Source organism: Afipia sp. OHSU_II-C1 (genome assembly GCF_000497575.1).
Lineage (GTDB): Bacteria > Pseudomonadota > Alphaproteobacteria > Rhizobiales > Xanthobacteraceae > Afipia.
Genome location: NZ_APJI01000006.1, coordinates 126,009 through 149,646, shown reverse-complemented (window position 1 = coordinate 149,646; position 23,638 = coordinate 126,009). Strand labels below are relative to the sequence as shown.

19 protein-coding genes are annotated in these 23,638 nt (G+C 61.6%); 13 read left to right on the top strand and 6 right to left on the bottom strand.

The genetic code is table 11. From position 1 onward, the window contains the following. Positions 1 to 3: 3 nt before the first annotated feature. Entirely contained in the window at positions 4 to 357 is a 354-nt protein-coding gene (locus I554_RS0105875) for a nuclear transport factor 2 family protein (protein ID WP_024575971.1), read from the bottom strand. Then, complete coding sequence (tehA, locus tag I554_RS0105870) at positions 354 to 1,337, bottom strand: dicarboxylate transporter/tellurite-resistance protein TehA (protein WP_029659745.1); 984 nt, start codon at positions 1,335 to 1,337, stop codon at positions 354 to 356. Before tehA ends, I554_RS0105875 begins: the two co-directional genes overlap by 4 nt. Positions 1,338 to 1,417: 80 nt before the next feature. On the opposite strand from tehA, the gene I554_RS0105865 reads away from it, so the two are divergent. The 11 genes from I554_RS0105865 to I554_RS0105815 all read left to right on the top strand — a co-directional run bounded on the left by I554_RS0105865 (position 1,418) and on the right by I554_RS0105815 (position 16,256). Next, positions 1,418 to 2,584 (top strand): acyl-CoA dehydrogenase family protein, encoded by a 1,167-nt coding sequence (locus I554_RS0105865; protein ID WP_024575973.1) that lies wholly within the window; start codon positions 1,418 to 1,420, stop codon positions 2,582 to 2,584. Between the two features lie 128 nt (positions 2,585 to 2,712). Next, positions 2,713 to 3,234 carry a cupin domain-containing protein gene (locus tag I554_RS0105860; protein ID WP_024575974.1) on the top strand — a complete coding sequence of 174 codons (522 nt, stop codon included), beginning with the start codon at positions 2,713 to 2,715 and terminating at the stop codon, positions 3,232 to 3,234. A 162-nt stretch (positions 3,235 to 3,396) separates the two neighbouring features. Then, a complete protein-coding gene (locus I554_RS0105855; RefSeq protein WP_024575975.1) occupies positions 3,397 to 4,506 on the top strand; it encodes an efflux RND transporter periplasmic adaptor subunit in 1,110 nt (369 codons plus the stop codon). Between the two features lie 28 nt (positions 4,507 to 4,534). Next, a complete protein-coding gene (locus tag I554_RS0105850) occupies positions 4,535 to 7,672 on the top strand; it encodes an efflux RND transporter permease subunit (protein WP_024575976.1) in 3,138 nt (1,045 codons plus the stop codon). Positions 7,673 to 7,696: 24 nt separating this feature from the next. After that, positions 7,697 to 8,323, top strand: a complete 627-nt coding sequence (locus I554_RS0105845; RefSeq protein WP_024575977.1) for a TetR family transcriptional regulator — start codon at positions 7,697 to 7,699, stop codon at positions 8,321 to 8,323. A 182-nt stretch (positions 8,324 to 8,505) separates the two neighbouring features. Next, positions 8,506 to 9,123, top strand: coding sequence for a flavin reductase family protein (locus tag I554_RS0105840; RefSeq protein ID WP_024575978.1), 618 nt, complete (start codon positions 8,506 to 8,508; stop codon positions 9,121 to 9,123). A 433-nt stretch (positions 9,124 to 9,556) separates the two neighbouring features. Next, complete coding sequence (locus I554_RS0105835; RefSeq protein WP_024575979.1) at positions 9,557 to 11,833, top strand: acyl-CoA dehydrogenase; 2,277 nt, start codon at positions 9,557 to 9,559, stop codon at positions 11,831 to 11,833. Beyond that, complete coding sequence (locus I554_RS0105830; protein WP_024575980.1) at positions 11,833 to 13,116, top strand: acetyl-CoA C-acetyltransferase; 1,284 nt, start codon at positions 11,833 to 11,835, stop codon at positions 13,114 to 13,116. Before I554_RS0105835 ends, I554_RS0105830 begins: the two co-directional genes overlap by 1 nt. Before the next feature lie 10 nt (positions 13,117 to 13,126). Next, entirely contained in the window at positions 13,127 to 15,214 is a 2,088-nt protein-coding gene (locus tag I554_RS0105825) for a 3-hydroxyacyl-CoA dehydrogenase NAD-binding domain-containing protein (protein ID WP_024575981.1), read from the top strand. A gap of 38 nt (positions 15,215 to 15,252) precedes the next feature. Then, positions 15,253 to 15,681: an acyl-CoA thioesterase gene (locus tag I554_RS0105820; protein ID WP_024575982.1), complete on the top strand. Its 429-nt coding sequence runs from the start codon at positions 15,253 to 15,255 to the stop codon at positions 15,679 to 15,681. A 380-nt stretch (positions 15,682 to 16,061) separates the two neighbouring features. Beyond that, the gene (locus tag I554_RS0105815) at positions 16,062 to 16,256 is read left to right on the top strand and encodes a hypothetical protein (RefSeq protein ID WP_024575983.1); all 195 of its coding nucleotides are present in this window, start codon (positions 16,062 to 16,064) and stop codon (positions 16,254 to 16,256) included. Positions 16,257 to 16,326: 70 nt separating this feature from the next. Here I554_RS0105815 and I554_RS0105810 read toward each other — a convergent pair whose 3' ends face one another. The 4 genes from I554_RS0105810 to I554_RS0105795 form a co-directional block, all read right to left on the bottom strand. After that, complete coding sequence (locus I554_RS0105810) at positions 16,327 to 17,424, bottom strand: alkene reductase (RefSeq protein WP_024575984.1); 1,098 nt, start codon at positions 17,422 to 17,424, stop codon at positions 16,327 to 16,329. Positions 17,425 to 17,675: 251 nt separating this feature from the next. Continuing rightward, entirely contained in the window at positions 17,676 to 18,176 is a 501-nt protein-coding gene (locus tag I554_RS0105805; protein WP_024575985.1) for a DUF1993 domain-containing protein, read from the bottom strand. Positions 18,177 to 18,265: 89 nt separating this feature from the next. Beyond that, the gene (locus tag I554_RS0105800; RefSeq protein WP_024575986.1) at positions 18,266 to 19,486 is read right to left on the bottom strand and encodes a lytic murein transglycosylase; all 1,221 of its coding nucleotides are present in this window, start codon (positions 19,484 to 19,486) and stop codon (positions 18,266 to 18,268) included. A gap of 237 nt (positions 19,487 to 19,723) precedes the next feature. Further along, positions 19,724 to 21,364: an isocitrate lyase gene (locus I554_RS0105795; RefSeq protein ID WP_024575987.1), complete on the bottom strand. Its 1,641-nt coding sequence runs from the start codon at positions 21,362 to 21,364 to the stop codon at positions 19,724 to 19,726. Positions 21,365 to 21,514: 150 nt separating this feature from the next. On the opposite strand from I554_RS0105795, the gene I554_RS0105790 reads away from it, so the two are divergent. Beyond that, positions 21,515 to 22,948 carry a helix-turn-helix transcriptional regulator gene (locus I554_RS0105790; protein ID WP_024575988.1) on the top strand — a complete coding sequence of 478 codons (1,434 nt, stop codon included), beginning with the start codon at positions 21,515 to 21,517 and terminating at the stop codon, positions 22,946 to 22,948. A gap of 358 nt (positions 22,949 to 23,306) precedes the next feature. Beyond that, positions 23,307 to 23,516, top strand: coding sequence for a hypothetical protein (locus tag I554_RS0105785; RefSeq protein WP_006018959.1), 210 nt, complete (start codon positions 23,307 to 23,309; stop codon positions 23,514 to 23,516). The last annotated feature ends 122 nt before the right edge of the window (positions 23,517 to 23,638 follow it).

Here is a 23,638-nt window from a genome sequence, read left to right as displayed (position 1 = left end):
TGTTCAGCGTGTCACATGCGCCGAGACGGCCAGCCACTGGCCGCTGGTCTTCGCCCAGACGTCGGTGTAACGACCGCCGCCTGCGCTGCCGTCCGGCATCAGGTAACTGGTGCGTGCGTGAATAATCGCCGCATCGCCGATGATCCGGATCAGCACGTCCTCGGCCTTGAGATTCCTGATCGCGATCGGCCTGGCCGTCTGCTCCAGGAATCCAGCGCGATCGACCAGCGAGCGATCGGGATTCGAGCAGTAAAAGTCCGGCGCCAGAATTTCATCGAAGCGTTTGACGTCGCAGGTCTGCACTGAGTTGATATAATCGCGGTTGAGCGCGGTGAGGATGTCGTGATCCGAATTCATGGCAAAACCTCCTTTTCCGATTTCGCTTTCGATCCAGCCAGTGTGAAGACATAGCGCCATCCGATCAGCAGGCTGCGCAGCGCAAGCCAGCCGATGATCAGGTTGGAGAGAGCGAAGATCGGCAGCGCCAGGTTCGCGATGATACCGGTTTCTCCGCGTTCGACAAAGCGCAGCGCAGCAAGCGGCAGGGCCGAGACGCCGAAGCTGTAGGCCCATGCGGCGAGCGAGAACGGCTGTTCGCGTAGCCATGGAATCAGCCGCAGCATCACCAGGGCCTGAAACAGTGCGTAGCCGAACAGCATGTGCGCGAGATGGTCCGGCGGTCCGCTGGTCACGGCGAGATAGGCGACCGAGCCAACCGCGGGCGGAGCGAGGTGAATTCCCATCGTGGCCCGCAATGCGACCGGAATCCCGTGTGCGAGCAGCCGCGTGAGGATGACCGATTCCATCACGATGATGGAAAAGAAGCCGACACCGAAGAACAGCAATCCCGCATCGGGATAACCGAACAGACCACAGGCAATGGCGCTGACGAAACTGCCGCCAACGGTCGGCATGTAAAGCACCGGCGTTGTGGTCTCGGTGGTCCGGCCTCCGATCCACAGCCCGCCGACGCCCCAGACAGTAAAAGCAAGCTGTCCGGCCACGCCGCAGATAAACAGGCCGAATGCAATGCGCGGCAGATAAGGCGCGATCGACCAGGCGGCGATCATCGTCGTCATGGGAATGAGCACGACAAAGAAGGACTGGATGGGATGAACGATCTCGGCCATCGCGGCTTCGGGCGTCTGAATCCATTTCAGGACGTATGCCGAAAACCAGATCAGCCAGATGGCGGAGGCCGTCAGGGCAAGTGTTTCGCCAATGATGCCCGGCACCCCCCAGACATGGGATGCAGCGCGCCAGCCGGCGCCGAGCCCGCCGATGCCGAGCACCATGCCAAACATGGTCGCGGAAAATTTCGAGATGTCGATACGCACGGCTCGCCTGTTCTTTTTGGGATTGTCCGGAGGGCTGCTTAGGCCGTAAGGATTTCTAGCAATCGGGAGGATCAATCACAATGGACTTCGCCCTGAACCCGCAGCAGGAATCCATTCGCGATGCGATCCTGAAAATCTGCGCCCGCTTCGACGACATCTACTGGCTGGAGAAAGACCGCAAGGGCGGCTTTCCGCACGAATTCTATGAGGCGATGGCGCAGGCGGGCTGGCTCGGCATCTGCATTCCCGAGGATTTCGGCGGTGCGGGTCTCGGCATCATGGAAGCTGCGATCATGATGCGCGCGATCTCGGAATCCGGCGCCGGCATGTCGGGCGCCTCCGCGATCCATATGAATGTGTTCGGTCTCAATCCGGTGGTGGTGTTCGGCAACGATGAGCAGCGGGCACGCATGCTGCCCGGCATTGTCGAGGGCCGCGAGAAAGCCTGCTTCGGCGTGACCGAGCCGAACACCGGCCTCAACACCACGCAGCTTAAAACCCGCGCGGTTCGGAAGGGCGACAAGTATGTCGTCAACGGCCAGAAGGTCTGGATCTCCACCGCGCAGGTCGCAAACAAGATTCTTCTGCTTGCGCGCACCACGCCGCTGGAGGAAGTGAAGAATCCGACCCACGGCCTCAGTCTGTTTTATGCGGACTTCGATCGCGAGCGGGTGAAGGTGCACGAGATCGAGAAGATGGGCCGCAAGGCGATCGACTCCAACGAGCTCTTCTTTGCCGATTTCGAGATCCCGGTCGAGGACCGCATCGGCGAGGAAGGCCGCGGGTTCGAATACATCCTGCACGGCATGAATCCCGAGCGGGTGCTGATCGCGGCGGAAGCAGTCGGTCTCGGCAAGCTCGCGCTGGATCGTGCGGCGGCCTACGCGAAGCAGCGCATCGTGTTCAACCGGCCGATCGGGCAGAACCAGGCGATCCAGCATCCGCTGGCGAAGAACTGGATCGATCTCGAAGCGGCATGGCTGATGACGATGTCGGCGGCCTGGCAATACGATCAGGGATTGCCGTGCGGCCCCGCCGCGAATGCCGCAAAATATCTCGCGGGCGAGGCGGGTTTCGACGCCTGCCAGCAGGCGGTGATGACCCACGGCGGTTTCGGCTACGCCAAGGAATATCATGTTGAGCGTTATCTGCGCGAAGTGATGATCCCGCGCATTGCGCCGATCAGCCCGCAGCTCATTCTCAGCTTCATTGGCGAGAAAGTGCTGGGGTTGCCCAAGTCATATTGAGCGGTCGTGCCATGCACGGGGCGGGACTTGGCAAGACGCACCGATACGTTGACGACACCTGACATATCTGGTGACGTGCCGGCAACATCGCGCGCCAGTGCTCACAGCATAAAGACCAGAGGAAAGACATGTCCGGATCGCACGATCATCATCATCCGCACGATCACTCCCACGCGCACGACGACGAGCGCTGGAAGCATGATGGCGTGCGCGTCATTCCGGGCAATCAGCTCGACACGAATGTCCCATCCACCACCGGAATGGACCGCAAGGCCGCGATCAATTTCGCGCGCGTCGGAGCGCAGAAGCTGTGGGCGGGAACCGTGACGATCAGGCCGGATGCCAAAACTGGTGCGCACCATCACGGTCATCTGGAAAGCGTCATTTATGTTGTGAAGGGCAAGGCGCGCATGCGCTGGGGCGAGCATCTGCAGTTCACTGCGGAAGCCGGGCCAGGCGACTTCATCTTCGTGCCGCCTTATGTGCCGCATCAGGAGATCAATGCGAGCCCGGATGAAGTGCTCGAATGCGTGCTGGTGCGCAGCGACGGCGAGGCTGTCGCGATCAATCTCGACATCGAACCGGTGGAAAAGCCGGAGACCGTTCTGTGGGTCGATCCGATTCACCGCGACCCTGCGGAAAGGGCTTGAAATCACCGGTATCCGGGGATGGACAAAAAAGGCGGTTCCGTGGCGGTCCCGAAAACGCCTTTGAGGCCAAATGTTTGCAGTGCGACATTCTGACTACTGACGAATATTGACAATCGTCAGTCGTTACTAGAAGCTCTCGGGATAATCCCTAGGGAGCTTCCGATGCGCCGCATCTCCGAATTCGCAAGCCAACGCAATGGCTTGGCCATTCTCGCCTTGATTATTCCAGCTCTGGCGCTCGGCGCCTGCAGCAAGGAGCAGGCCCAGGAGGGCGAAAAAGGCCGCCCGGTGTTGGTCTCGACGGTTCATTATCAGTCGCAGTCGCCGGAGCGGAGCTTCGTCGGCACGATCCGCCCCCGCATCGAAACCGACATGGGTTTCCGGGTTCCCGGCAAGGTCGCCAAGCGCCTTGTCGAGGTCGGGCAGATGGTCGATGTCGGCCAGCCGCTGGCGACGCTGGACGAGGTCGATCTCAAATTGCAGGCCGAGCAGGCCGAGGCTGAATTCCGCGCCGCGACCGGTGTGCTGGCGCAGGCAAGCGCCGCCGAGGGCCGCGCCAAGGAACTGCGCGCCAAGGGCTGGTCCACCGAAGCGCAGCTCGATCAGGTCAAGGCGGCCGGCGACGAGGCGCGGGCGCGCCTCAACCGTGCGGAGCGTTCGGTCGAACTCACCAAGAACAGCCTGTCCTACGCCCATCTTGTCGCCGATACGCGCGGCGTGGTTACCGCGACGCTGATCGAGCCGGGACAGGTGGTGGCGTCAGGCCAGACTGCGATCCGCGTGGCGCGTTCCGCCGAAAAGGAAGCCGTGGTCGCGATTCCGGAAACCATGGTCAGCTTTGCCAAGACCGGCGAGGCCAGCGTGACGCTTTGGTCCGAGCCGAACAAGAAATATGTCGCCAAGCTGCGCGAGATCGCGCCAAACGCCGATCCTGCGACGCGCACCTATCTGGCGAAGTTTTCGCTGCCGGGTGCGGATGAGGCGGTGTCGCTTGGCATGACGGCGACACTGACACTGGCCGATCCCGCGACCGAGCGCGTGGCGCGGCTTCCGCTGTCGGCGCTTTTCAGTCAAGGCGACGGACCCTCACTCTATGTCGCCGACGCCAAGACCGGCGCTGTCTCGCTGAAGCCGGTGGCGGTGAAGGCCTATGAGACCAACGACGTCATCATCACCAGCGGTGTCGAGGAAGGCGCCAAGGTCGTGGTGCTCGGCGTGCAAAAGCTCGATCCGGCCCAGAAGGTCCGTGTCGTTTCGTCGCTGTCGTTCTGATTTAACGCACAGACATACCGAGGGTCCGATGAAGCGATTCAATCTTTCCGCCTGGGCCGTGGCGCACCCGACGCTGATCCTGTTCTTCATCGTGATGCTCGGCATCGCGGGCTTCTTCTCGTACGAACGGCTCGGCCGCGCGGAAGATCCGTCGTTCACCATCAAGGTGGTCATCGTCAACGCGATGTGGCCTGGCGCGACGGCCAAGGAAATGCAGGAGCAGGTCGCCGATCCGATCGAGAAGAAGCTTCAGGAACTGCCGTACTTCGAGAAGGTGCAGACCTACACCAAGCCTTCGTTCACCGCGATGACCCTGACCTTCAAGGACTACACGCCTGCGAAGGAAGTGCCGCAGCTTTTCTATCAGCTCCGCAAGAAGCTCAGTGACATCAGGAACGATCTTCCGCCGAACCTGATCGGTCCGAACATCAACGACGAATACGGCGACGTCGATTCGATTCTCTACATGCTGACGGGCGAGGGCACGGACTATGCCCAGCTCAAGAAAGTGGCCGAAGGCCTGCGCCAGCGCCTTCTGAAGACGGAGAACGTCACCAAGGTCAATTTGTACGGCACGCAGGACGAGCGCGTGTTCGTTGAATTCTCGCACGCCAAGCTGGCGACGCTCGGAATCACCACGCAGGCGCTGTTCGATTCGCTGGCCAAGCAGAACGCGGTGGTTCCGGCGGGCACGGTTGAAACGTCGTCGCAGCGCGTGCCGCTGCGCGTCACCGGCGCCTATGACAGCGTCAAGGCCGTGGCCGAGACACCGGTCGAGGGCAATGGCCGCGTGTTCCGCCTCGGCGACATCGCCATGGTCACTCATGGGTTCGTCGATCCGCCGACCTATCAGGTGCGCCAGGAAGGCAAGCCCGCGATCGGCATCGGCGTGGTGATGGCGAAGGGCGCCAACATTCTCGAGCTTGGCGAGAACATCAAGAAAGCGACCGCGGAATTCATGACCGCCGTGCCGCAGGGCATCGAGATCGAGCAGATCGCCGATCAGCCGAAGGTGGTCGAGCACGCGGTCAGCGAGTTCGTGCATTCGTTCGTGGAGGCGCTGGCGATCGTGCTGTTCGTCAGCTTCCTCGCGCTCGGCTGGCGCACCGGTATCGTCGTTGCATTGTCGGTGCCGCTGGTGCTGGCGATCGTCTTCATCGTGATGAATGCTATGGGCATGGACCTGCACCGCATCACCCTCGGCGCGCTGATTATCGCGCTCGGCCTTCTGGTCGACGACGCGATCATCGCGGTGGAGATGATGGTGGTGAAGATGGAGCAGGGATGGGACCGCGTGAAGGCGGCATCCTTTGCCTGGGAATCTACCGCGTTTCCGATGCTCACGGGAACGCTGGTCACGGCCGTTGGCTTCCTCCCCATCGGCTTTGCCAATTCGTCGGTCGGCGAATATGCCGGCGGCATCTTCTGGGTGGTGGCGATTGCGCTGATCGCGTCATGGTTCGTCGCGGTGATCTTCACGCCCTATATCGGCGTCAAGCTGCTGCCAAACTTCAACCATGGCAAGCATAACCATGATCCGCACGCGATCTACGAGACGCGGATGTATCGCGGCCTGCGCCGCGTGATCGAATGGTGCGTGCGCCGCCGCGGGACCGTCGTGCTGGCGACCATCGGGGTGTTCGTGCTGTCGGTCGTCGGCTTCGGTCATGTGCAGCAGCAGTTCTTCCCGCTGTCGGAACGGCCGGAGCTGTTCCTCCAGCTGCGGTTGCCGGAAGGCACCGCGTTCAACGTCACCAAGGAAAGTGTGAAGAAGGCGGAAGCGCTGCTCAAGGATGACAAGGACATTGCCACCTACACGACCTATGTCGGTCAGGGTTCGCCGCGTTTCTGGCTCGGCCTCAATCCGCAATTGCCGAACGAGGCGTTCTCGGAAACGGTGATCGTGTCGAAGGACGTCGCGGCGCGCGAGCGCATCAAGGCGCGGCTGGAGAAGGCCGTAGCCGATGGCGCGCTGTCTGAAGCGCGTGTGCGCGTCGACCGCTTCAATTTCGGCCCGCCGGTCGGTTTCCCGGTTCAGTTCCGTGTCGTCGGCCCGGACACAACGACTGTGCGCGACATCGCCTATAAGGTGCGCGAGGTCATGCGCGGCAACGACAAGGTGGTCGATCCGCATCTCGACTGGAACGAGCAGACCCCCTACCTCAAGCTTGCCGTCGATCAGGATCGCGCCCGTGCGCTCGGCCTGACGCCGCAGGACATTTCGCAGTCGCTGGCGATGCTGATTTCCGGCGTGCAGGTGACGACGCTGCGCGACGGCATCGAGAAGGTCGGTGTTGTCGCCCGCGCCGTTCCGTCGGAGCGGCTTGATCTCGGCCGTGTCGGCGATCTGACGATCTATTCGCGGGGCGGCGTTGCCGTGCCGCTGTCGCAGATCGCCAAGATCGAATACGCCCACGAGGAGCCGATCCTGTGGCGGCGTAACCGCGACATGGCGATCACCGTGCGCGCCGATATTGTCGACGGCGTACAGGCGCCGGACGTCACCAACGCGATCTGGCCGAAGCTTGAAGGCATCCGCAAGAGCCTGCAACCGGCTTACCGCATCGAGATCGGCGGCGCCATCGAGGAGTCCGAAAAGGGCAATGCGTCGATCAACAAGCTGTTCCCGCTGATGGTGATCGGCATGCTGACGCTGCTGATGATCCAGCTGCAGAGCTTCTCGCGGCTGGTGCTGGTGTTCCTGACCGCGCCGCTCGGCATCGTCGGCGCTTCGCTGGGCCTCAACGTCGCGGGCAGTCCGTTCGGCTTCGTGGCGCTGCTCGGCCTGATCGCGCTGGCCGGCATGATCATGCGCAACTCGGTGATTCTGGTCGATCAGATCGAAACCGACGTCGAGCATGGCCTGACCCGGCGCGAAGCCATCGTCGAAGCGACGGTTCGCCGCGCGCGGCCGGTGGTGCTGACGGCGCTGGCTGCGATTCTGGCGATGATTCCGCTGTCGCGGTCGGCCTTCTGGGGCCCTATGGCCATCACCATCATGGGTGGATTGTTCGTTGCAACATTCCTGACCCTGCTGTTCCTGCCCGGCCTCTATGCGCTATGGTTCAGGAAGAGTCTGGACGAACGGGGTGAGGGCGTGGTTCCGGCGCCCGCGCAGCCGGGCCAGATCCGGCACGCGCCGCCGCTGGCGACCGCTGCCGAATAAATTGAACCTTGGTATGACACTGACATGACTCTGCTTCACGACAACGATGCCGATTCCGAAAAGAAGGCGTGCATTCTCGCGACTGCGGAGCGCCTGTTTCGCGATGTCGGCTATCTCAAGACCACGGTCGCGGATATCGCCAAGACGCTGAAGATGTCGCCGGCGAACATCTATCGCTTCTTCGATTCCAAGAAGTCGATCCATGAAGGCGTGGCGCGGCGGCTGATGGCCGAGGTCGAGGATGCAGCGGATGCGATCGCCGCCAAGTCAAATCCGCCACGCGAGAGGATGCACGAGCTTCTGGCAACCGTCAGCATCATGAACGCCGAGCGCTTCGTCGGCGACTCCAAGATCCACGAGATGGTCGCCATCGCGATGGAGGAGAGCTGGGACGTCTGCGACGCGCATATCCAGCGCATCGTCACGGCGATCGGTACAGTGATCGCGGACGGCGCCAAAAGCGGCGCGTTCAACGTCAAGGATGTCGAGCTGGCCGCCAAGTGCGTCTGCGCCGGGATGCTGCGGTTCTTCCATCCGCAGATGATCGAACAGAGCGCGAAAAAGCCGGGGCCGAGCCTCGATCAAATGATAGACTTTATTATCGCTGGCCTTACGCTGGGCACCCCCGACCTCTCGGGTGGCCAGCGCTAGTGGTCCGATTCTAACATTCGCATCGCGTTTCAGCAGGCATTCCTGCGAATGTTAGAATCAAAGAACCACTAGCAAAATATAAGTTTCTGGTGGAGTTTAGGATTTGACATTCGCTTTGGGGACTCGCTGCCAGCGGGGCGCGAAATGTCAAATCCACTCCACCAGGCAAGGCAAAGCAGGTCATGGCTGATTTTCATTATTACGAACCTTCCCAGGGTCACGGCCTCCGACACGATCCCTTCAATGCCATCGTCGGTCCCCGGCCGATCGGCTGGATTTCATCGAAGGATGCCAAGGGACACGTCAATCTCGCGCCCTACAGCTTCTTCAATGCGTTCTGCTATGTGCCGCCGATCATCGGCTTTTCCTCGACCGGCTGGAAGGACAGCGTCGCCAACATCCAGGAGACCAGGGAGTTCACCTGGAATCTGGTGACCAAGCACGTCGCCGAACAGATGAACATGACGTCGGCGAGCGTGCCGCACGAGACCGACGAGTTCACGATTTCGGGACTGACCAAAGCCCCGTCGCGTAAGGTCGACGTGCCGCGGGTCGGCGAGAGTCTCGTCTCGTTCGAGTGCAAATTGACCCAGATGATCCAGCTCGAGGGCGCCGACGGTAAAAAGGCCGACGCCTGGGTCACCTTCGGTGAAGTTGTCGCAGTCCATATCGACAAGAGCCTGATCAGGGACGGCGTCTACCAGACCGCCGAGGCCTATCCGATCCTGCGCGCCGGGCGAATGGGCGACTATGCCCAGATCCGGCCCGACGTGATGTTCGAGATGATCCGGCCGCGGTAGCGGCATTTTGGCTCAAGTCTTGGTGATTTTTTAAGTCTTGCCGATTGTTTAGCTGGCCGGCGCGGAACGTTGCGCCGCCGTGCAGGTTACTGAAACGTAGGTATTTTTGGGGGCTTTCGCTTCAAACGCGACACACCGCCGAAGCTGGTTTTCAGCATTGCCGCCGCTAGTGTCCCGTATCCGACGTTTGCTTCATCTTGCGGCGCCTCCCGTGCAAACGTCGGATACGAAGGACACTAGCAAATTATGATTTCTAGTGATCCTTTGGTTCTGACATTCGTAAAGGGGCCTGCGAAAGATGTGATACGAATGTCAGAACCGGATCACTAGCGTTGAGGCATGATCTAAACGAAATCCACTCCCGCATTTCGGGTTCATGCCCTAGCATTTCAGCCCCGTGGTTACGCTGGCCTTTCCACAAAAGGATCGTCCCATGAGCTTCTCCTTCCGCCGCGATCTCATCACCCGTCCGATCTTCGCGTGGGCGCACAAGGCGCTGCCGCCGATGTCCGACACCGAGCGCGAGGCGCTCGAGGCCGGCGACGTTTGGTGGGACGCCGATCTTTTCACCGGCAATCCCGACTGGTCGAAGCTCCTGGCCTTCGCTCCGGCAAAGCTCACCGACGAAGAGATGGCCTTCCTGAACGGCCCGGTCGAGCAGCTTTGCGAGATGGTCGACGAGTGGAAGGTGAACTGGGAATGGCGCGATCTGCCGCCCGAAGTCTGGGAGTTCATCAAGCGCAACAAATTCCTCGGCATGATTATCCCGAAGGACTATGGCGGCCTCGGCTTCTCGCCCTATGCACATTCGGAAGTGGTGCGGAAAATTTCGTCGCGGTCGGTGACCGCGGCGGTCACTGTGATGGTGCCCAACTCGCTCGGGCCGGGTGAACTCCTGATGCACTTCGGCACCAAGGAGCAGCGGGACAAGTGGCTGCCGGGCCTTGCTGAGGGCCGCGAGATTCCCTGCTTCGGATTGACCAGCCCGGAAGCCGGCTCCGACGCCGCGTCGATGATCGACACCGGCATCATCTGTAAGGGCACGTTCAACGGCAAGGAGACACTCGGCCTGCGGCTGAACTGGCACAAGCGCTACATCACGCTCGGGCCGGTGGCGACGCTGCTTGGTCTTGCGTTCAAGGCCTACGATCCAGATCACCTGATTGGCAGCGAGGAAGAACTCGGCATCACGGTGGCGCTGATTCCGACTGATTTGCCGGGTGTCAGCATCGGTCATCGCCATCTTCCGGCGATGCAGGTGTTCCAGAACGGTCCGAACTGGGGCAAGGACGTTTTCATTCCGATGGACTTCATCATCGGCGGACAGGAGCGCATCGGTCAGGGCTGGAAGATGCTGATGACGGCGCTAGCCGCAGGCCGCGGCATCTCGCTACCGTCGCAGTCCTCCGCTGGCGCTGCGTATTGCGCGCGCGCCACCGGGGCCTATGCGCGCATCCGCGAGCAATTCCATGTCCCGATTGGAAAGTTCGAGGGCATCGAGGAGCCGCTGGCGCGCATCGCAGGCACGGCCTATCAGCTCGACGCCGCGCGCCGGCTGACCTGCGCCGCGCTCAATCAGGGCATTCATCCGGCCGTCGTGTCGGGCATCATGAAGCTGCACGCCACCGAGCGCCTACGCATCACGGTGGATGACGCGATGGATATTCATGGCGGCAAGGCCGTGATCGACGGGCCGCAGAACTACATGGGCAATCTCTACCGCTCGGTGCCGGTCGCCATCACGGTGGAGGGCGCCAACATCCTGACCCGCAATCTCATTGTGTTCGGGCAGGGATCGGTGCGCGCGCACCCTTATCTGCTCAGCGAAATGAATGCGATCGGCGATCCCGACCAGAAAAAGGGTCTGGCCGATTTCGACGCGTCGTTCTGGAAGCATGTCGGCCACGCCATCACCAATACATTCCGGGCCTGGGGCCGAAGCTGGACCGGCGGCACGTTTGCTCCGGCGCCCGAGGCTGGCGCCGCGACCGGTTACTACCGCCAACTCTCGCGTTACTCGGCAGCGTTTGCGCTGTGCTCCGACATGGCGCTGCTAACGCTCGGCGGTGCGCTCAAGCGCAAGGAAATGCTGTCGGCAAGGCTCGGCGACATTCTCTCCGAATTGTATCTGCTGTCGGCGGCGCTGAAGCGCTGGGAGGAGGAGGGCCGTCAGGAAGCCGATTTCGCCGCGCTCGAATGGGTGATGGCCAACGGCATCCGCACCATCGAGAACCGTCTTGCGGAAGTGATCGCCAATCTGCCGAACCGCTTCGTCGGCGTGATCCTGAAATTCCTGATTCAGCCGCTCGGCGCCAATCCGCTGGGCCCGTCGGACAAGGTTGTGAGCCGCTGCGCGCAACTGATCCTCGCGCCGGGCGCGGTGCGTGACCGGCTGACGGCAGGACTTTATCATGCCAATGACGACGGGCCGCTGGCGCGGCTTGAGCGCGCGTTCCTGCTGGTCACCGCCAACGAGCCGATCGAGAAGAAAATGCATGCCGCAAAAATCCGAGACTGGAGCGAAGCCGTGAAGAAAGGCGTCATCACCGCCGACGAAGGCGCAAAGCTCAAGGCGGCGCACGATGCGGTTGCGCTGGTGATCGAAGTCGATGATTTCGCGCCCGAAGCGTTGTCGCCGATCTACAGGAAGCGGCAGGATCTGAAACAACCAGATCTCAAACAGACGTCGCCGGACCGCGCGGCAAGCTGATGGCGCGTCCGGTTTATATCGTTGACGGTGCACGCACGCCGTTCCTGAAAGCACAAGGCGGTCCGGGGCCATTCACCCCGGTCGATCTCGCAGTTCAGGCCGGGCGGCCATTACTGGCCCGGCAGCCGTTCGCGCCGGGCGCGTTCGATCAGGTCATTCTCGGCTGCGTCAATGTCATCGCCGACGAGATGAATCCGGCGCGTGTCGCAGCGCTTCGCCTCGGCATGGGTGAGCGCATGGTGGCGTTCACCGTGCAGATCAATTGCGGCTCCGGCATGCAGTCGATCGATACCGCCTATCGCTATATCGAGGCTGGCAAGGCCGACATGATCCTGGCAGGCGGCGCGGAGGCCCTGAGCTACGCGCCGCTGGTGTTTCCGCAGTCAGGCGTGCGCTGGTTCGCGAAGCTTGCAACTGCGAAGGATACCCTCTCGAGGATTACCGCGTTCCTGAAAGCACGGCCGGCATATTTCAAGCCGATCATCGGGCTGGAGCGCGGGCTGACCGATCCGATCACCGATCTGAACATGGGGCAGACTGCCGAGGTCATCGCCCATCTGATGGGCGTGACGCGCGAGCAGGCCGATGCCTATGCGGTGGAAAGTCACCGGCGGCTGGCGAATGCGCAGGAGCAGGGATTCCTGAAAGGCGAGGTCGAGACCTCGTTCGCGCGCGATGGCAAGTTCTACGACCATGACGATGGCGTGCGGCCCGATTCGTCGGTGGACAAGCTGGCAAGACTTAAGCCCGCCTTCGAGCGGCCGTGGGGGCAGGTGACGCCGGGCAACTCGTCGCAGATCACCGACGGCGCCTGCTGGATCATTCTGGCGTCCGAGGACGCTGTCAACAAATACGGCCTCAAGCCGAAAGCGATTATTGTCGACAGCCAATGGGCGGGCCTCGATCCCAGCATCATGGGTTTCGGCCCGGTACTGTCATCGACCGAGCTCATGAAGCGCAACAAGTTGAAGCTTCAGGACATCGAGACCTGGGAGATCAACGAGGCGTTCGCCTCGCAGGTGCTGGCATGTCTGGCGGCATGGAACGACGACAAGTTCTGCCGCGAGGTGCTGGGTCTCGACGGTGCAGCGGGTGAAATCGATCGCGCGCGGCTCAATGTCGATGGCGGCGCGATCAGCCTCGGCCATCCGGTCGGCACCAGCGGAAACCGCATCGTGCTGCATCTGGTCAACGCCATGAAGCGGCTTGGCACCCGGCGTGGCATCGCCACGGAATGCATTGGCGGCGGCCTCGGCGGCGCCATGCTGATCGAGACAGTGTAAGGGAACGGACATGGACTCACGCATCATGGATGTTCTCAAGGACCGCGTCCTCGAACTCGGACCGGAGCCGGCGGCGGGGCCGTACAGGAACTTCAAGCTGACACGCGACGGCGACGGCATCGCCTGGCTGCTGTTCGACCGCGAAGGGACCAGCGCCAACACGCTGTCTGCGAACGTGCTCGAAGAATTCGAGACCGTGATTGCCGCGCTGGAGCAGGACCGCCCCGCAGGCATTGTCATTCGCTCGGCGAAGCCGTCGGGCTTCATCGCGGGCGCCGACGTCAACGAGTTTCGCGGCGTGACCGATCCGCGCGAGGTCGAACCCCGAATGGCGCGTGCCCATGCGGTGGTCGACCGGCTGGAAGCGCTCAAGGTTCCGAGCGTCGCGGTGATCCACGGCTTCTGTCTCGGCGGCGGCCTCGAAGTGGCGCTGGCGTGCGACACGCGCATCGCCATCGACAATGCGCGCTTCGGATTTCCCGAAGTGATGCTCGGCCTGCATCCGGGGCTTGGCGGCACCGCGCGGTTCACCCATCTCGTCAGTCCGCTCGAAGCCATGACGATGATGCTGACCGGCAAGACCATCGATGCGCGCAAGGCGAAGTCGCTGGGCCTGGTCGATGCCGTGACGCAGGAGCGTCATGTCCGAAATGCCGTAAAGGACGCGATCTTCGGGCGGCTGCGGCCGCACAGGCAGAGCCTGCTTGCGAAAGCGATGAATCTCGGCCCGGTGCGCGGCCTGCTCGCGAACCGCATGCGCGGCGAGGCGGCGAAGACGGCGCCGAAGGAGCATTATCCCGCGCCTTACGCGCTGATCGATCTGTGGGAAAAGCACGGCGGCGACTGCAAGGCGATGCTGGCGGCGGAGCAAGTCTCGTTCGCCAATCTGATGGTGACGCCGACCGCGCAGAATCTGATCCGCGTGTTCTTCCTGCGCGAGCAGATGAAGAAGCTCGCGGACGGCCGCAACACCGTGAAGCATGTTCATGTTATCGGCGCGGGTGCGATGGGCGGCGACATCGCCGCATGGTGTGCTTATCAGGGCCTGCGCGTGACGCTGGCCGACATGAAGGCCGAACCGATCGCCGGCGCGATCAAGCGGGCGGCGGACCTGTTCGGCAAGATCATCCGCAAAAAGACCGATCTGCGCGATGCGCTCGACCGGTTGATGCCGGATATGACCGGGGAAGGCGTGCGCAATGCCGATCTCATTATCGAGGCGGTGCCGGAAAAGCTCGAACTGAAACAGAAGGTCTATGCCGGGCTCGAGCCTGTCATGAAACCCGGCGCGATCCTTGCGACCAACACATCCAGCATTCCATTGCAGGATCTGCGCACCACGCTGAAAAACCCCGAGCGGCTTTTGGGCCTGCATTTCTTCAATCCGGTGTCGCGCCTGCAACTCGTCGAGGTGGTGAGCCACGACGCGGTCGATCCGCATGCACTGGCGGCGGCCGTGAAGTTCGTCGGCGCTATCGACCGCCTGCCGCTGCCGGTGAAGAGTTCGCCGGGCTTCCTCGTCAACCGCGCGCTGACGCCATACATGCTGGAAGCGATGGTGATGCTCGACGAGAAGGTGGACAAGGCGGTGATCGACGCCGCGGCGGAGAAGTTCGGCATGCCCATGGGGCCGATCGAGCTGGCCGATCAGGTCGGGCTCGATATCTGTCTAGCGGTCGGCGACATGCTGCGTTCGAAGTTCGGCGATAAGGCATTGCCCGCCGCGCCGGACTGGCTGCGCGACAAGGTCAAGAAGGGCGAGCTTGGCCGCAAGACCGGCAAGGGATTCTACGAGTGGAAGGACGGCAAGGCGGTGAAGCTGCCGTCGCCGGTGCAGCCCACCGAGGAGATGATCGACCGCCTCATCCTGCCGATGTCGAATGTCTGCGTCGCCTGTCTGCGCGAAGGCATTGTCGAGAACGGCGATGTGGTGGACGGCGCGATGATCTTCGGCACCGGCTACGCGCCGTTCCGCGGCGGGCCGCTCAATTATGCGCGCACGCGTGGCGGTGCCAACGTCGCCGCTGCACTGAAAGCCCTGGAGGCAAAATTCGGCGACCGCTTTAAACCGGATGCCGGGTGGGATACGTTCGCCTGAGTAGACTCTCGTTCGGTACCATTTGACGGATTTCATCGATGGCAGACACGCCCGTTCACGCTGCGCCAGCACCGGCCGCGCCGGAAGGCGAGCTGTCTATTCGCACCATGGCGATGCCGGCGGACACCAATCAGAACGGTGATATTTTTGGCGGCTGGCTGCTCAGCCAGATGGATATTGCGGGCGGCATTTTTGCATCCAAGGTTTCGCAGAGCCGCGCCGTCACGGTCGCGATCGAAGCCATGACTTTCCGCAAGCCGGTCAATGTCGGCGACGTCGTGTCGGTTTTTTGCACCACGGTCCGGCTCGGCCGCACCTCGATCACCGTCCATATCGAGGCGTGGGTGCAACGCCGAAACGAATCGCAACTGATTCTCGTGACTGACGGGAACTATACCTACGTTGCGATCGACGACGCGGGCCGTCCGCAGCTTATCCGGCAACAAGCGCAGTCCGTCAGCGTCTGACGGGTGATTCTTCCTCAACGTGTTAGGTAATTCTTCGCAACTGTGACGGTTGCACGACTTCGTTCGTCCCGTTTCGACGCGTTGAACGGAACCGGCATTGCTATTTTGTCGCGGCATGGCCGACGATCTTCCGGCCTCTACATTCCAGTTATAAAACTGTCGCGCGAAGCGCCTACAGGTTCGGCGGTCTGCACAGACCGGAGTCACTGGAGGTTCGCTTTTGCGTCATTTTGGGCCGAATACCGGCTTCAGGTGTTGGCCCGGGATGTGCATAGCGATGAGGACGACGAGTGATGTGGTGGACAATTCAGGGCTGAAACCTTTTCAGCTCTTCGGAGTTATTGCGCGTGAGGAACCCCAAGGGGCACGGGATAAGAAACATGTCGGACACCTACATCATCGAAGTCAGCTCGGAAGCCGCAGGTATTGTCGTTCGCGAGAATTCCGGTTTCCGGTTCTTCGCGGCTGTGCATAAATTCAATCCGCTCGACGGCCGCGTGTTCAAGAACGCGCGCGAGGCCGAGCGCGCCGCCACGCGGTTTCTCGCCGGGCGGCTGGATCCGCTTCCCGCATAGACATCCGAATTCCCCAAGCGAAAAGGCCGGGACATCGCCCGGCCTTTATGATTCCAGATGCGTGAGCCGCTTACTCGGCTGCGACCTGCTGGCCGAGCGCGGGATAGTCGGTGTAGCCCTTTGCGCCGCCGCCATAGAACGTCGCCTTGTCAAAGTCATTCAGCGGCGCACCGAGCTTCAGACGTTCGACGAGGTCGGGATTTGAAATGAACGGCTTGCCGAATGCGATCAGGTCGGCCTTGTTCCTGTCCAGCACTTCGGTGGCCAGTTTGAAGTCGTAGCCATTGTTGGCGATGTAGGTGCCGCTGAAGCGCTTCCGCAGGCTATCATAGTCGAACGGCGCGATGTCGCGGGGACCGCCGGTCGCGCCTTCGATGACATGGATATAGATCAGCTTCAGGGCGTTGAGCTGATCGACGATGTGATCGAACAGCGGCTGCGGGTTGCTGTCGGAAACATCGTTGGCGGGTGTCACCGGCGAGATACGGATGCCGGTGCGATCAGCGCCTGCAGCGGATGCCACAGCCTTTGATACTTCGATCATCAGGCGTGCGCGGTTTTCGATCGAACCGCCGTAGGCATCGGTGCGTTTGTTGGAACCGTCCTTGGCGAACTGATCGAGCAGGTAGCCGTTTGCGCCGTGGATTTCGACGCCGTCGAATCCGGCCTCCAGTGCATTGGCGGCTGCGCGCTTGAAGTTGTCGATGATGCCGGGGATTTCGCTCAGTTCGAGTGCGCGAGGCTCGGAGACATCGGCAAAGGCGCCGCCGACGAAGGTCTTGGTCTTGGCGCGGATTGCCGAAGGCGCGACGGGCGCGCCGCCGTTCTCCTGCAACGTGGTGTGGGAAATGCGTCCCACATGCCAGAGCTGGATGTAGATGTGGCCGCCGCGTTCATGCACGCGGTCGGTGACCTTGCGCCAGCCGGCGACCTGTTCCTTGGTGTAGATGCCGGGCGTGTCCTGATAGCCTTGGCCCTGCTGCGAAACCTGGCTCGCTTCGGTGATCAGCAGTCCGGCAGACGCGCGCTGGCCGTAGTACTCGATGGCAAGCGGATTGGGCACGAAGCCTGCGAGTGCGCGATTGCGCGTCAGCGGAGCCATGACGGCGCGATTGGTGAGGGTGACGGCGCCGAGCTTGTAGGGATCGAAGAGTTTGGAAGCGGACATGGCTGCTTTTCCTGAAGACGATTTCGATGCAGGTGCATGTAAGTATCCCTGCTCTGAAAACGCAAGTCACGGCCGATTGAAAAGTGCCGATTCAGGCGGGCTGAATAGCTGTCATGTGTTCCGTGTTTAAAACACAGGCGTGCGCCGCGAAGAACGATTTCCCTCGCCTTGGAGGCAAGGCGATGCAAATCGTCCTCACGCCGTCGATGGGACGAAAGGAAAGCAGCGTTACGCTGCTTTCCTCGTGATCTTTACGCGCCGAGGAAGTCGCGCTTGCCGAGTTCAACGCCGTTGTGGCGCAGGATGTCGTAAGCGGTCGTGCAGTGAAAGAAGAAGTTCGGCAGCGCCATGTGGTTGAGATATTCCTGGCCAGTCACCGTTCGCGTCGTGCCGGGTCCCGAAGGAAACGTAATCTCGCGCGTCCCTGCGCCCTCGAATTTCGACGGCTCGATCGTCTTGATGTTGCTAAGGACCTTCTCGATTCGAGCCTGCAACTCGGCAAATGTATTCTCGGTGTCAGGGAATGACGGAAGTTCAAGCTGCGCGAAGCGTGCAGATGCGCGCACCGCGGCATCGCACGCCGCCATCACCTGCCGCTTGAGCGGATACATGGTCGGGTGCAGTCGTGCGTTCAGCAAAACATCAGGATCGATTGATTTTTCCTTCGCAAAGCCTTCGGCCTTGGCGAGAAATGCAGACATCGCCGTCAGTGTGTGGACAAAGACCGGAATGGAGCCGTCATAGAATGACATGGGGGACCTTTCGGGGAAAATCTTGCCGTGAAGCAGACTGGCCCGATGTAGATGTTCTCTTTGTGCTTGCAAGTGCCGGCGGTTGACAATCAGCCGCCACGCATGCGCGTCAGCAATTCGGCGGTCGGCCATGAATCGGCCGGGAGGCCGTATTTGACCTGCATGGTCTTGATCGCGATGCGGCTTTGCTGGCCGAGAATGCCGTCGATCTTGCCGACGTTGTAGCCCTGCCGCGCCAGCAGTTGCTGCAATTCCTTGATCTCGTTGAACGGCAATTGCGCAACCGGCGTTGCAGGTTTTCGCATCGGTCCCGCGCCCGCGATGCGGGTGGCGAGATAGCCCGCCGTGGTCGAATAGATCAGCGAGTTATTCCATTCGGTGTAGGCGGCGAAATTCGGATAGGCGAGAAACGCCGGCCCGGTGCGGCCCATCGGCAGCAGCACGGAGGCGGGCAGTTCGTCCTTCGGCAGCGGACGCCCGTCGGCATAGGTCACGCCCCAAGCCGCCCATTTCGAGCGTGGATGCTTGATGGTGAGGTCGGCCTGATCCCACGGGAGGTTCGCGGGCACGCGGATTTCCTGCAGCCACGGCTCGCCGCGCCGCCATTTCAGTCCATTCGCGATGTAGTTCGCGGTCGAGCCGATCACGTCCGGCGCGCTGCGCAGCATGTTGCGATGGCCGTCGCCGTCATAGTCCACGGCGTAGTCGAAGTAGTGGCGCGGCAGGAACTGCGTCTGGCCGAGTTCACCGGCCCATGAACCGATCATTTCGTTCGGCGAAAGATCGCCGCGGTCGATGATCTTCAGCGCGGCGATGGTCTCCTGCCGGAACATCTCGGAGCGGCGGCAGTCATAGGCCAGCGACACCAGCGAGCGCAGCGTCGGCAGCTTGCCCTGCACCGCGCCGAAGTCGCTCTCCAGCGCCCAGAATGCCGTGATCACCGCAGGCGGCACGCCGTATTCCTTCTCGGCGCGCGCGAACGCCTGTGCGTAAGTCTGGATCAGCTGCTGGCCTTTGACGCGGCGGCCTTCGGACGCCATGCGGCCGGAGAACTCCGTGAAGATCTGGCCGAACACGCGCTGACCGCGATCCCGGTTCACGATACCCTGATCGTAGACCATGTACGGCGAGGCGGCGGCAATCGCGCGCTGCGACACGCCGGCGGCGACCACGTCCTGTTTCAGTTGCGCCAGAAACTGATCGAAGCTCTGGCCGCCATGGCAGCGTGCGCCGGATTGGGCGAGGGCGGGGGAGGCGAACGCAGCAGCGCCGACAAGCAGAACGCCAAACATGGAAGGAAAGCGCAGCATGAGAGTTTCCCCTGAATGTCATGGCCGGGCTTGACCCGGCCATCCATCTACAATCTTCGTCGATTTGTGCTGCGATGGATTGCCGGGTCAAGCCCGGCAATGACGAATTGGATGTTGTTTACAATTCCCTTGCGTGGCCGAACGCAAGAGCGATACGCGGCACTCAGCTTCCGCAAAAGAAAATGCCCGGCTTTGAGGCCGGGCATTTCGTTGTTGTGATTGTGTCGAGCCGTTCGTTTAGCCGAACTGGTTCATCGTGTTGTGGGCACCACCGGCCTTGAGGGCCGCTTCGCCAGCGAAGTATTCCTTGTGGTCGTCGCCGATGTCGGAGCCGGCCATGTTCTGGTGCTTCGCGCAGGCGATACCCTGGCGGATTTCCGCACGCTGAACGTTCTTCACGTAGCCCAGCATGCCCTGGTCGCCGAAGTATTCCTTCGAGAGGTTGTCGGTCGACAGCGCAGCCGTGTGATAGGTCGGCAGCGTGATCAGGTGGTGGAAGATGCCGGCGCGCTTGGCCGAATCCGCCTGGAAGGTGCGGATCAGGTTGTCGGCTTCGATCGCCAGCGGCGTGTCGTCATACTCCACCTTCATCAGGTCGGCGCGGTTGTACTTGCTGACGTCCTTGCCGGCCGCCTTCCATTCGTCGAACACCTGCCAGCGGAAGTTCAGCGTCCAGTTGAACGACGGCGAGTTGTTGTAGGCCAGCTTCGCGTTCGGGATCACCTCGCGGATGCGATCGACCATTTCGGCGATCTGCGCGATGTTCGGACGCTCGGTTTCGATCCACAGCAGGTCAGCGCCGTGCTGCAGCGAGGTGATGCTGTCGAGAACGCAGCGGTCGACGCCGGTGCCGGAGCGGAACTGGTACAGGTTGCTCGGCAGGCGCTTCGGCCGCAACAGCTTGCCGTTGCGGCTGATGATCACGTCGCCGTTGCCGACGTTGGACGCGTCAACTTCGTCGCAGTCGAGGAAGCTGTTGTACTGGTCGCCGAGATCGCCCGGCTTGTGGCTGACGGCGATCTGCTGGGTGAGGCCGGCGCCGAGCGAGTCGGTGCGGGTCACGATGATGCCGTTGTCCACGCCGAGTTCGAGGAACGCATGGCGGCAGGCGCGGATCTTCGCGATGAAGACCTCGTGCGGCACGGTGACCTTGCCGTCCTGATGGCCGCACTGCTTCTCGTCCGACACCTGGTTTTCGATCTGCAGCGCGCAAGCGCCTGCCTCGATCATCTTCTTGGCGAGCAGGTAGGTCGCTTCCGCGTTGCCGAAGCCTGCGTCGATGTCGGCGATTACCGGCACGACGTGGGTCTGGAAGTTGTCGATCTTGTCGATCAGCGCGGTTTCCTTCGCCTTGTCGCCGGCCTTACGGGCAGCGTCGAGTTCGCGGAAGATATCGTTGAGCTCGCGCGAGTCGGCCTGACGCAGGAAGGTGTAGAGTTCTTCGATCAGCGCCGGCACCGAGGTCTTCTCGTGCATGGATTGATCCGGCAGGGGTCCGAATTCGGAGCGCAGCGCTGCGATCATCCAGCCCGACAGGTAGAGGTAACGGCGATCGGTCTTGCCGCCGAAGTGCTTCTTGATCGAGATCAGCTTCTGCTGGGCGATGAAGCCGTGCCAGCAACCCAGCGACTGGGTGTACTTGGTCGGATCGGCATCGTACGCAGCCATGTCCGCGCGCATCACGTCCGCGGTGTAGCGGGCGACATCGAGGCCGGTCTTGAAACGGTTCTGCAGGCGCATGCGGGCAACCGCCTCGGCGGTCACGCCGTTCCAGGCCGGATGGTCCTTGAGGAGAGCCTCAGCCGCAGTGATTTCCGCCTTGTAGGAAGACGGGCCTTGAATTGCTTGGTCGGAGATTCCGCGCGATTGGTAATTCATGGTGGTGTTCCCTTGTGAAGTTGTCCCTGTTTCAACGCATTGCGCGGCCATTCGCTAGAGGGATTGAAGATAGCTTGTCAGACTTTACAAACTTTCCTTGTAATGCTGTAATTAGTTTACAATAGGGGTAATTAAGTAGGGCCGATGGCCATGGCGACAACCACAATCCGCTCGGTTTTCATGGGTCCGCGGCTGCGGCGGCTGCGGCGCGATCTGGGGCTGACCCAGGCCGACATGGCAGCTGATCTGGATATCTCCGCACCTTACGTGGCGCTGCTGGAGCGCAATCAGCGGCCGGTGACGGCGGATATGCTGCTCCGTCTCGCCCGCACCTACAAGATTGATCTGGCGGATCTAGCAGGCGATGGCGGTGCCGATCACACCGCACGCATGCAGGCGGTTCTGAAGGAGCCGATGTTCGCCGACATCGATATTCCGCCGCTTGAAATCAGCGATATCGCCATCGGCTATCCGGGACTGGCCGAGGCATTCCTGCGGCTCTACACCGCCTACCGCGAAGAGCAACTCGCGCTGGCGGACCGCAGCGTTCCTCGCCTGACGGGGACTGCGTCGGGCAGCGACGGCGTGGATGCCAGCGATCCGGTCGCCGAAGTGCGGCGCTTTCTCGCCGCGCGCCGCAATAACTTTGCGGACATTGACGATGCGGCCGAGCGCATTCTGGACGGTCCCGCAGATCAGGCCTGGCTGATCGAGCGATTGCGCACGCGGCACAATCTGCGCGTTCGGCATCTGCCGCCCAACGTCATGCTGGGTTCGGTGCGACGGCTGGATCGCCATCACAAGGAAATCCTGTTCGACGACTCGCTCGATACGGCGAGTTTCACCTTTCAGGTGGCGCAGCAGCTTGCCTATCTTGAATTCGAGGATGAAATCAGGGCGGCGCTGAAGGCGGGGCAGTTCACGAGCAAGAGTGCTGAACTATTGGCACATCGCTCGCTCGCAAGTTACGCGGCGGCAGCGCTGATCATGCCGTATTCCGCGTTCGTGAAAGCTGCAACGACGCGCCGTTACGATATGGAAGCGCTGGCGCGCCAGTTCGGAACCAGCTTCGAGCAGACGGCGCATCGCATTACGACCCTGCAAAGGCCAGGATCCGAGAAGGTTCCGTTCTTTCTGATCCGCGTCGATCCGGCCGGAAATATTTCCAAACTGCTTGATGGTGCGGGTTTTCCCTTTGCAAAACACGGCGGCGCGTGTCCGCTCTGGTCGGTGCACGGCGTCTTCAAGACGCCGCGCCAGATCGTGACGCAGTGGCTGGAATTGCCGGACGGTCAGCGATTTTTCTCCATCGCCCGCACGGTTACTGCCGGGGGCGGTTCGTTCGGCGCGCCGCGCGTGGAGCGGGCGATTGCGATCGGCTGCGCCGCTGAACATGCAGAAAAACTGATTTATACCAGCGATGAATCAGGGCCACGCGCCGATGCACCAACGCCGATCGGCGTTGCGTGCCGCGTCTGCCATCGTCCGACATGTGCCGCGCGATCCGAACTTCCGATCGGCCGTGAACTGTTGCCGGACGATTACCGGCGGCTCAGTGTTCCGTTCGGGTTCTCGTCCGATTGAGAAATCGCAATCCGCCATCACATCGTTAAACCGACGTTCGCCTTATTTTGCAGGCACTTTCGTATGTGCTTCCGGCGGAGCTTCGGAGTCGAGATCCGCTCCACTATTATTGCCCTTGTTCGCGAGTCTGCAAAGCAGGCGCTGCGAAAATGATGCGGACCTGCGAACTGCCGCACTGGATTCATGCAAAATTTCCATTACAAACGGCGGCAACGTGATTAGATAGTATCCAGGACGAGACACGAGATAGAAGCGCAAGCGGCTGAAATGCCGGGCATGGCCGGAAGCGGATGGATTTCCGAAAAGACCATGCTCACAAAACAGTCGGTTGCGCTCAAGCTAACGAACGGAGACTCACATGAGCGGCGGCAGCATTTTTTGGGTGATCGGCGGAGAGTTCGGCTCGATGAACTTCCACAAACTTGTGGCGGGCTCGGCACAGGTTCAGGGTCCTTTCAAGACCCGCAAGGAAGCCGAGGACGCCTGGCGTGTCGTCTCCGAGGAGAACCGTCATCGCGGCAGTGTTCGTTTTTCCATCGTGGAAGAGCCGAACCGCTCGAATACCTGACACCTGACAACTCCCGGGCGGGGTTCGTCGCCCGCCCCAATTTACGGCCCCTGTTCCGCTTCCGGACGGGGCCGTTTTTTCATTTTGGGACACGAACAACGCCGCGAAACCGCACGCGGAAG

Excerpts from the sequence above, each read along its gene's own strand:
- I554_RS0105855 (WP_024575975.1), top strand. The coding sequence starts at position 3,397 with ATGCGCCGCATCTCCGAATTCGCAAGCCAACGCAATGGCTTGGCCATT.
- I554_RS0105850 (WP_024575976.1), top strand. The coding sequence starts at position 4,535 with ATGAAGCGATTCAATCTTTCCGCCTGGGCCGTGGCGCACCCGACGCTG.
- I554_RS0105825 (WP_024575981.1), top strand. The coding sequence starts at position 13,127 with ATGGACTCACGCATCATGGATGTTCTCAAGGACCGCGTCCTCGAACTC.
- I554_RS0105800 (WP_024575986.1), bottom strand. The coding sequence starts at position 19,486 with ATGCTGCGCTTTCCTTCCATGTTTGGCGTTCTGCTTGTCGGCGCTGCT.
- I554_RS0105835 (WP_024575979.1), top strand. The coding sequence starts at position 9,557 with ATGAGCTTCTCCTTCCGCCGCGATCTCATCACCCGTCCGATCTTCGCG.
- I554_RS0105810 (WP_024575984.1), bottom strand. The coding sequence starts at position 17,424 with ATGTCCGCTTCCAAACTCTTCGATCCCTACAAGCTCGGCGCCGTCACC.
- I554_RS0105875 (WP_024575971.1), bottom strand. The coding sequence starts at position 357 with ATGAATTCGGATCACGACATCCTCACCGCGCTCAACCGCGATTATATC.
- I554_RS0105795 (WP_024575987.1), bottom strand. The coding sequence starts at position 21,364 with ATGAATTACCAATCGCGCGGAATCTCCGACCAAGCAATTCAAGGCCCG.
- I554_RS0105790 (WP_024575988.1), top strand. The coding sequence starts at position 21,515 with ATGGCGACAACCACAATCCGCTCGGTTTTCATGGGTCCGCGGCTGCGG.
- I554_RS0105865 (WP_024575973.1), top strand. The coding sequence starts at position 1,418 with ATGGACTTCGCCCTGAACCCGCAGCAGGAATCCATTCGCGATGCGATC.
- I554_RS0105805 (WP_024575985.1), bottom strand. The coding sequence starts at position 18,176 with ATGTCATTCTATGACGGCTCCATTCCGGTCTTTGTCCACACACTGACG.
- I554_RS0105830 (WP_024575980.1), top strand. The coding sequence starts at position 11,833 with ATGGCGCGTCCGGTTTATATCGTTGACGGTGCACGCACGCCGTTCCTG.
- I554_RS0105860 (WP_024575974.1), top strand. The coding sequence starts at position 2,713 with ATGTCCGGATCGCACGATCATCATCATCCGCACGATCACTCCCACGCG.
- I554_RS0105845 (WP_024575977.1), top strand. The coding sequence starts at position 7,697 with ATGACTCTGCTTCACGACAACGATGCCGATTCCGAAAAGAAGGCGTGC.
- I554_RS0105785 (WP_006018959.1), top strand. The coding sequence starts at position 23,307 with ATGAGCGGCGGCAGCATTTTTTGGGTGATCGGCGGAGAGTTCGGCTCG.
- I554_RS0105820 (WP_024575982.1), top strand. The coding sequence starts at position 15,253 with ATGGCAGACACGCCCGTTCACGCTGCGCCAGCACCGGCCGCGCCGGAA.
- I554_RS0105815 (WP_024575983.1), top strand. The coding sequence starts at position 16,062 with ATGTCGGACACCTACATCATCGAAGTCAGCTCGGAAGCCGCAGGTATT.
- I554_RS0105840 (WP_024575978.1), top strand. The coding sequence starts at position 8,506 with ATGGCTGATTTTCATTATTACGAACCTTCCCAGGGTCACGGCCTCCGA.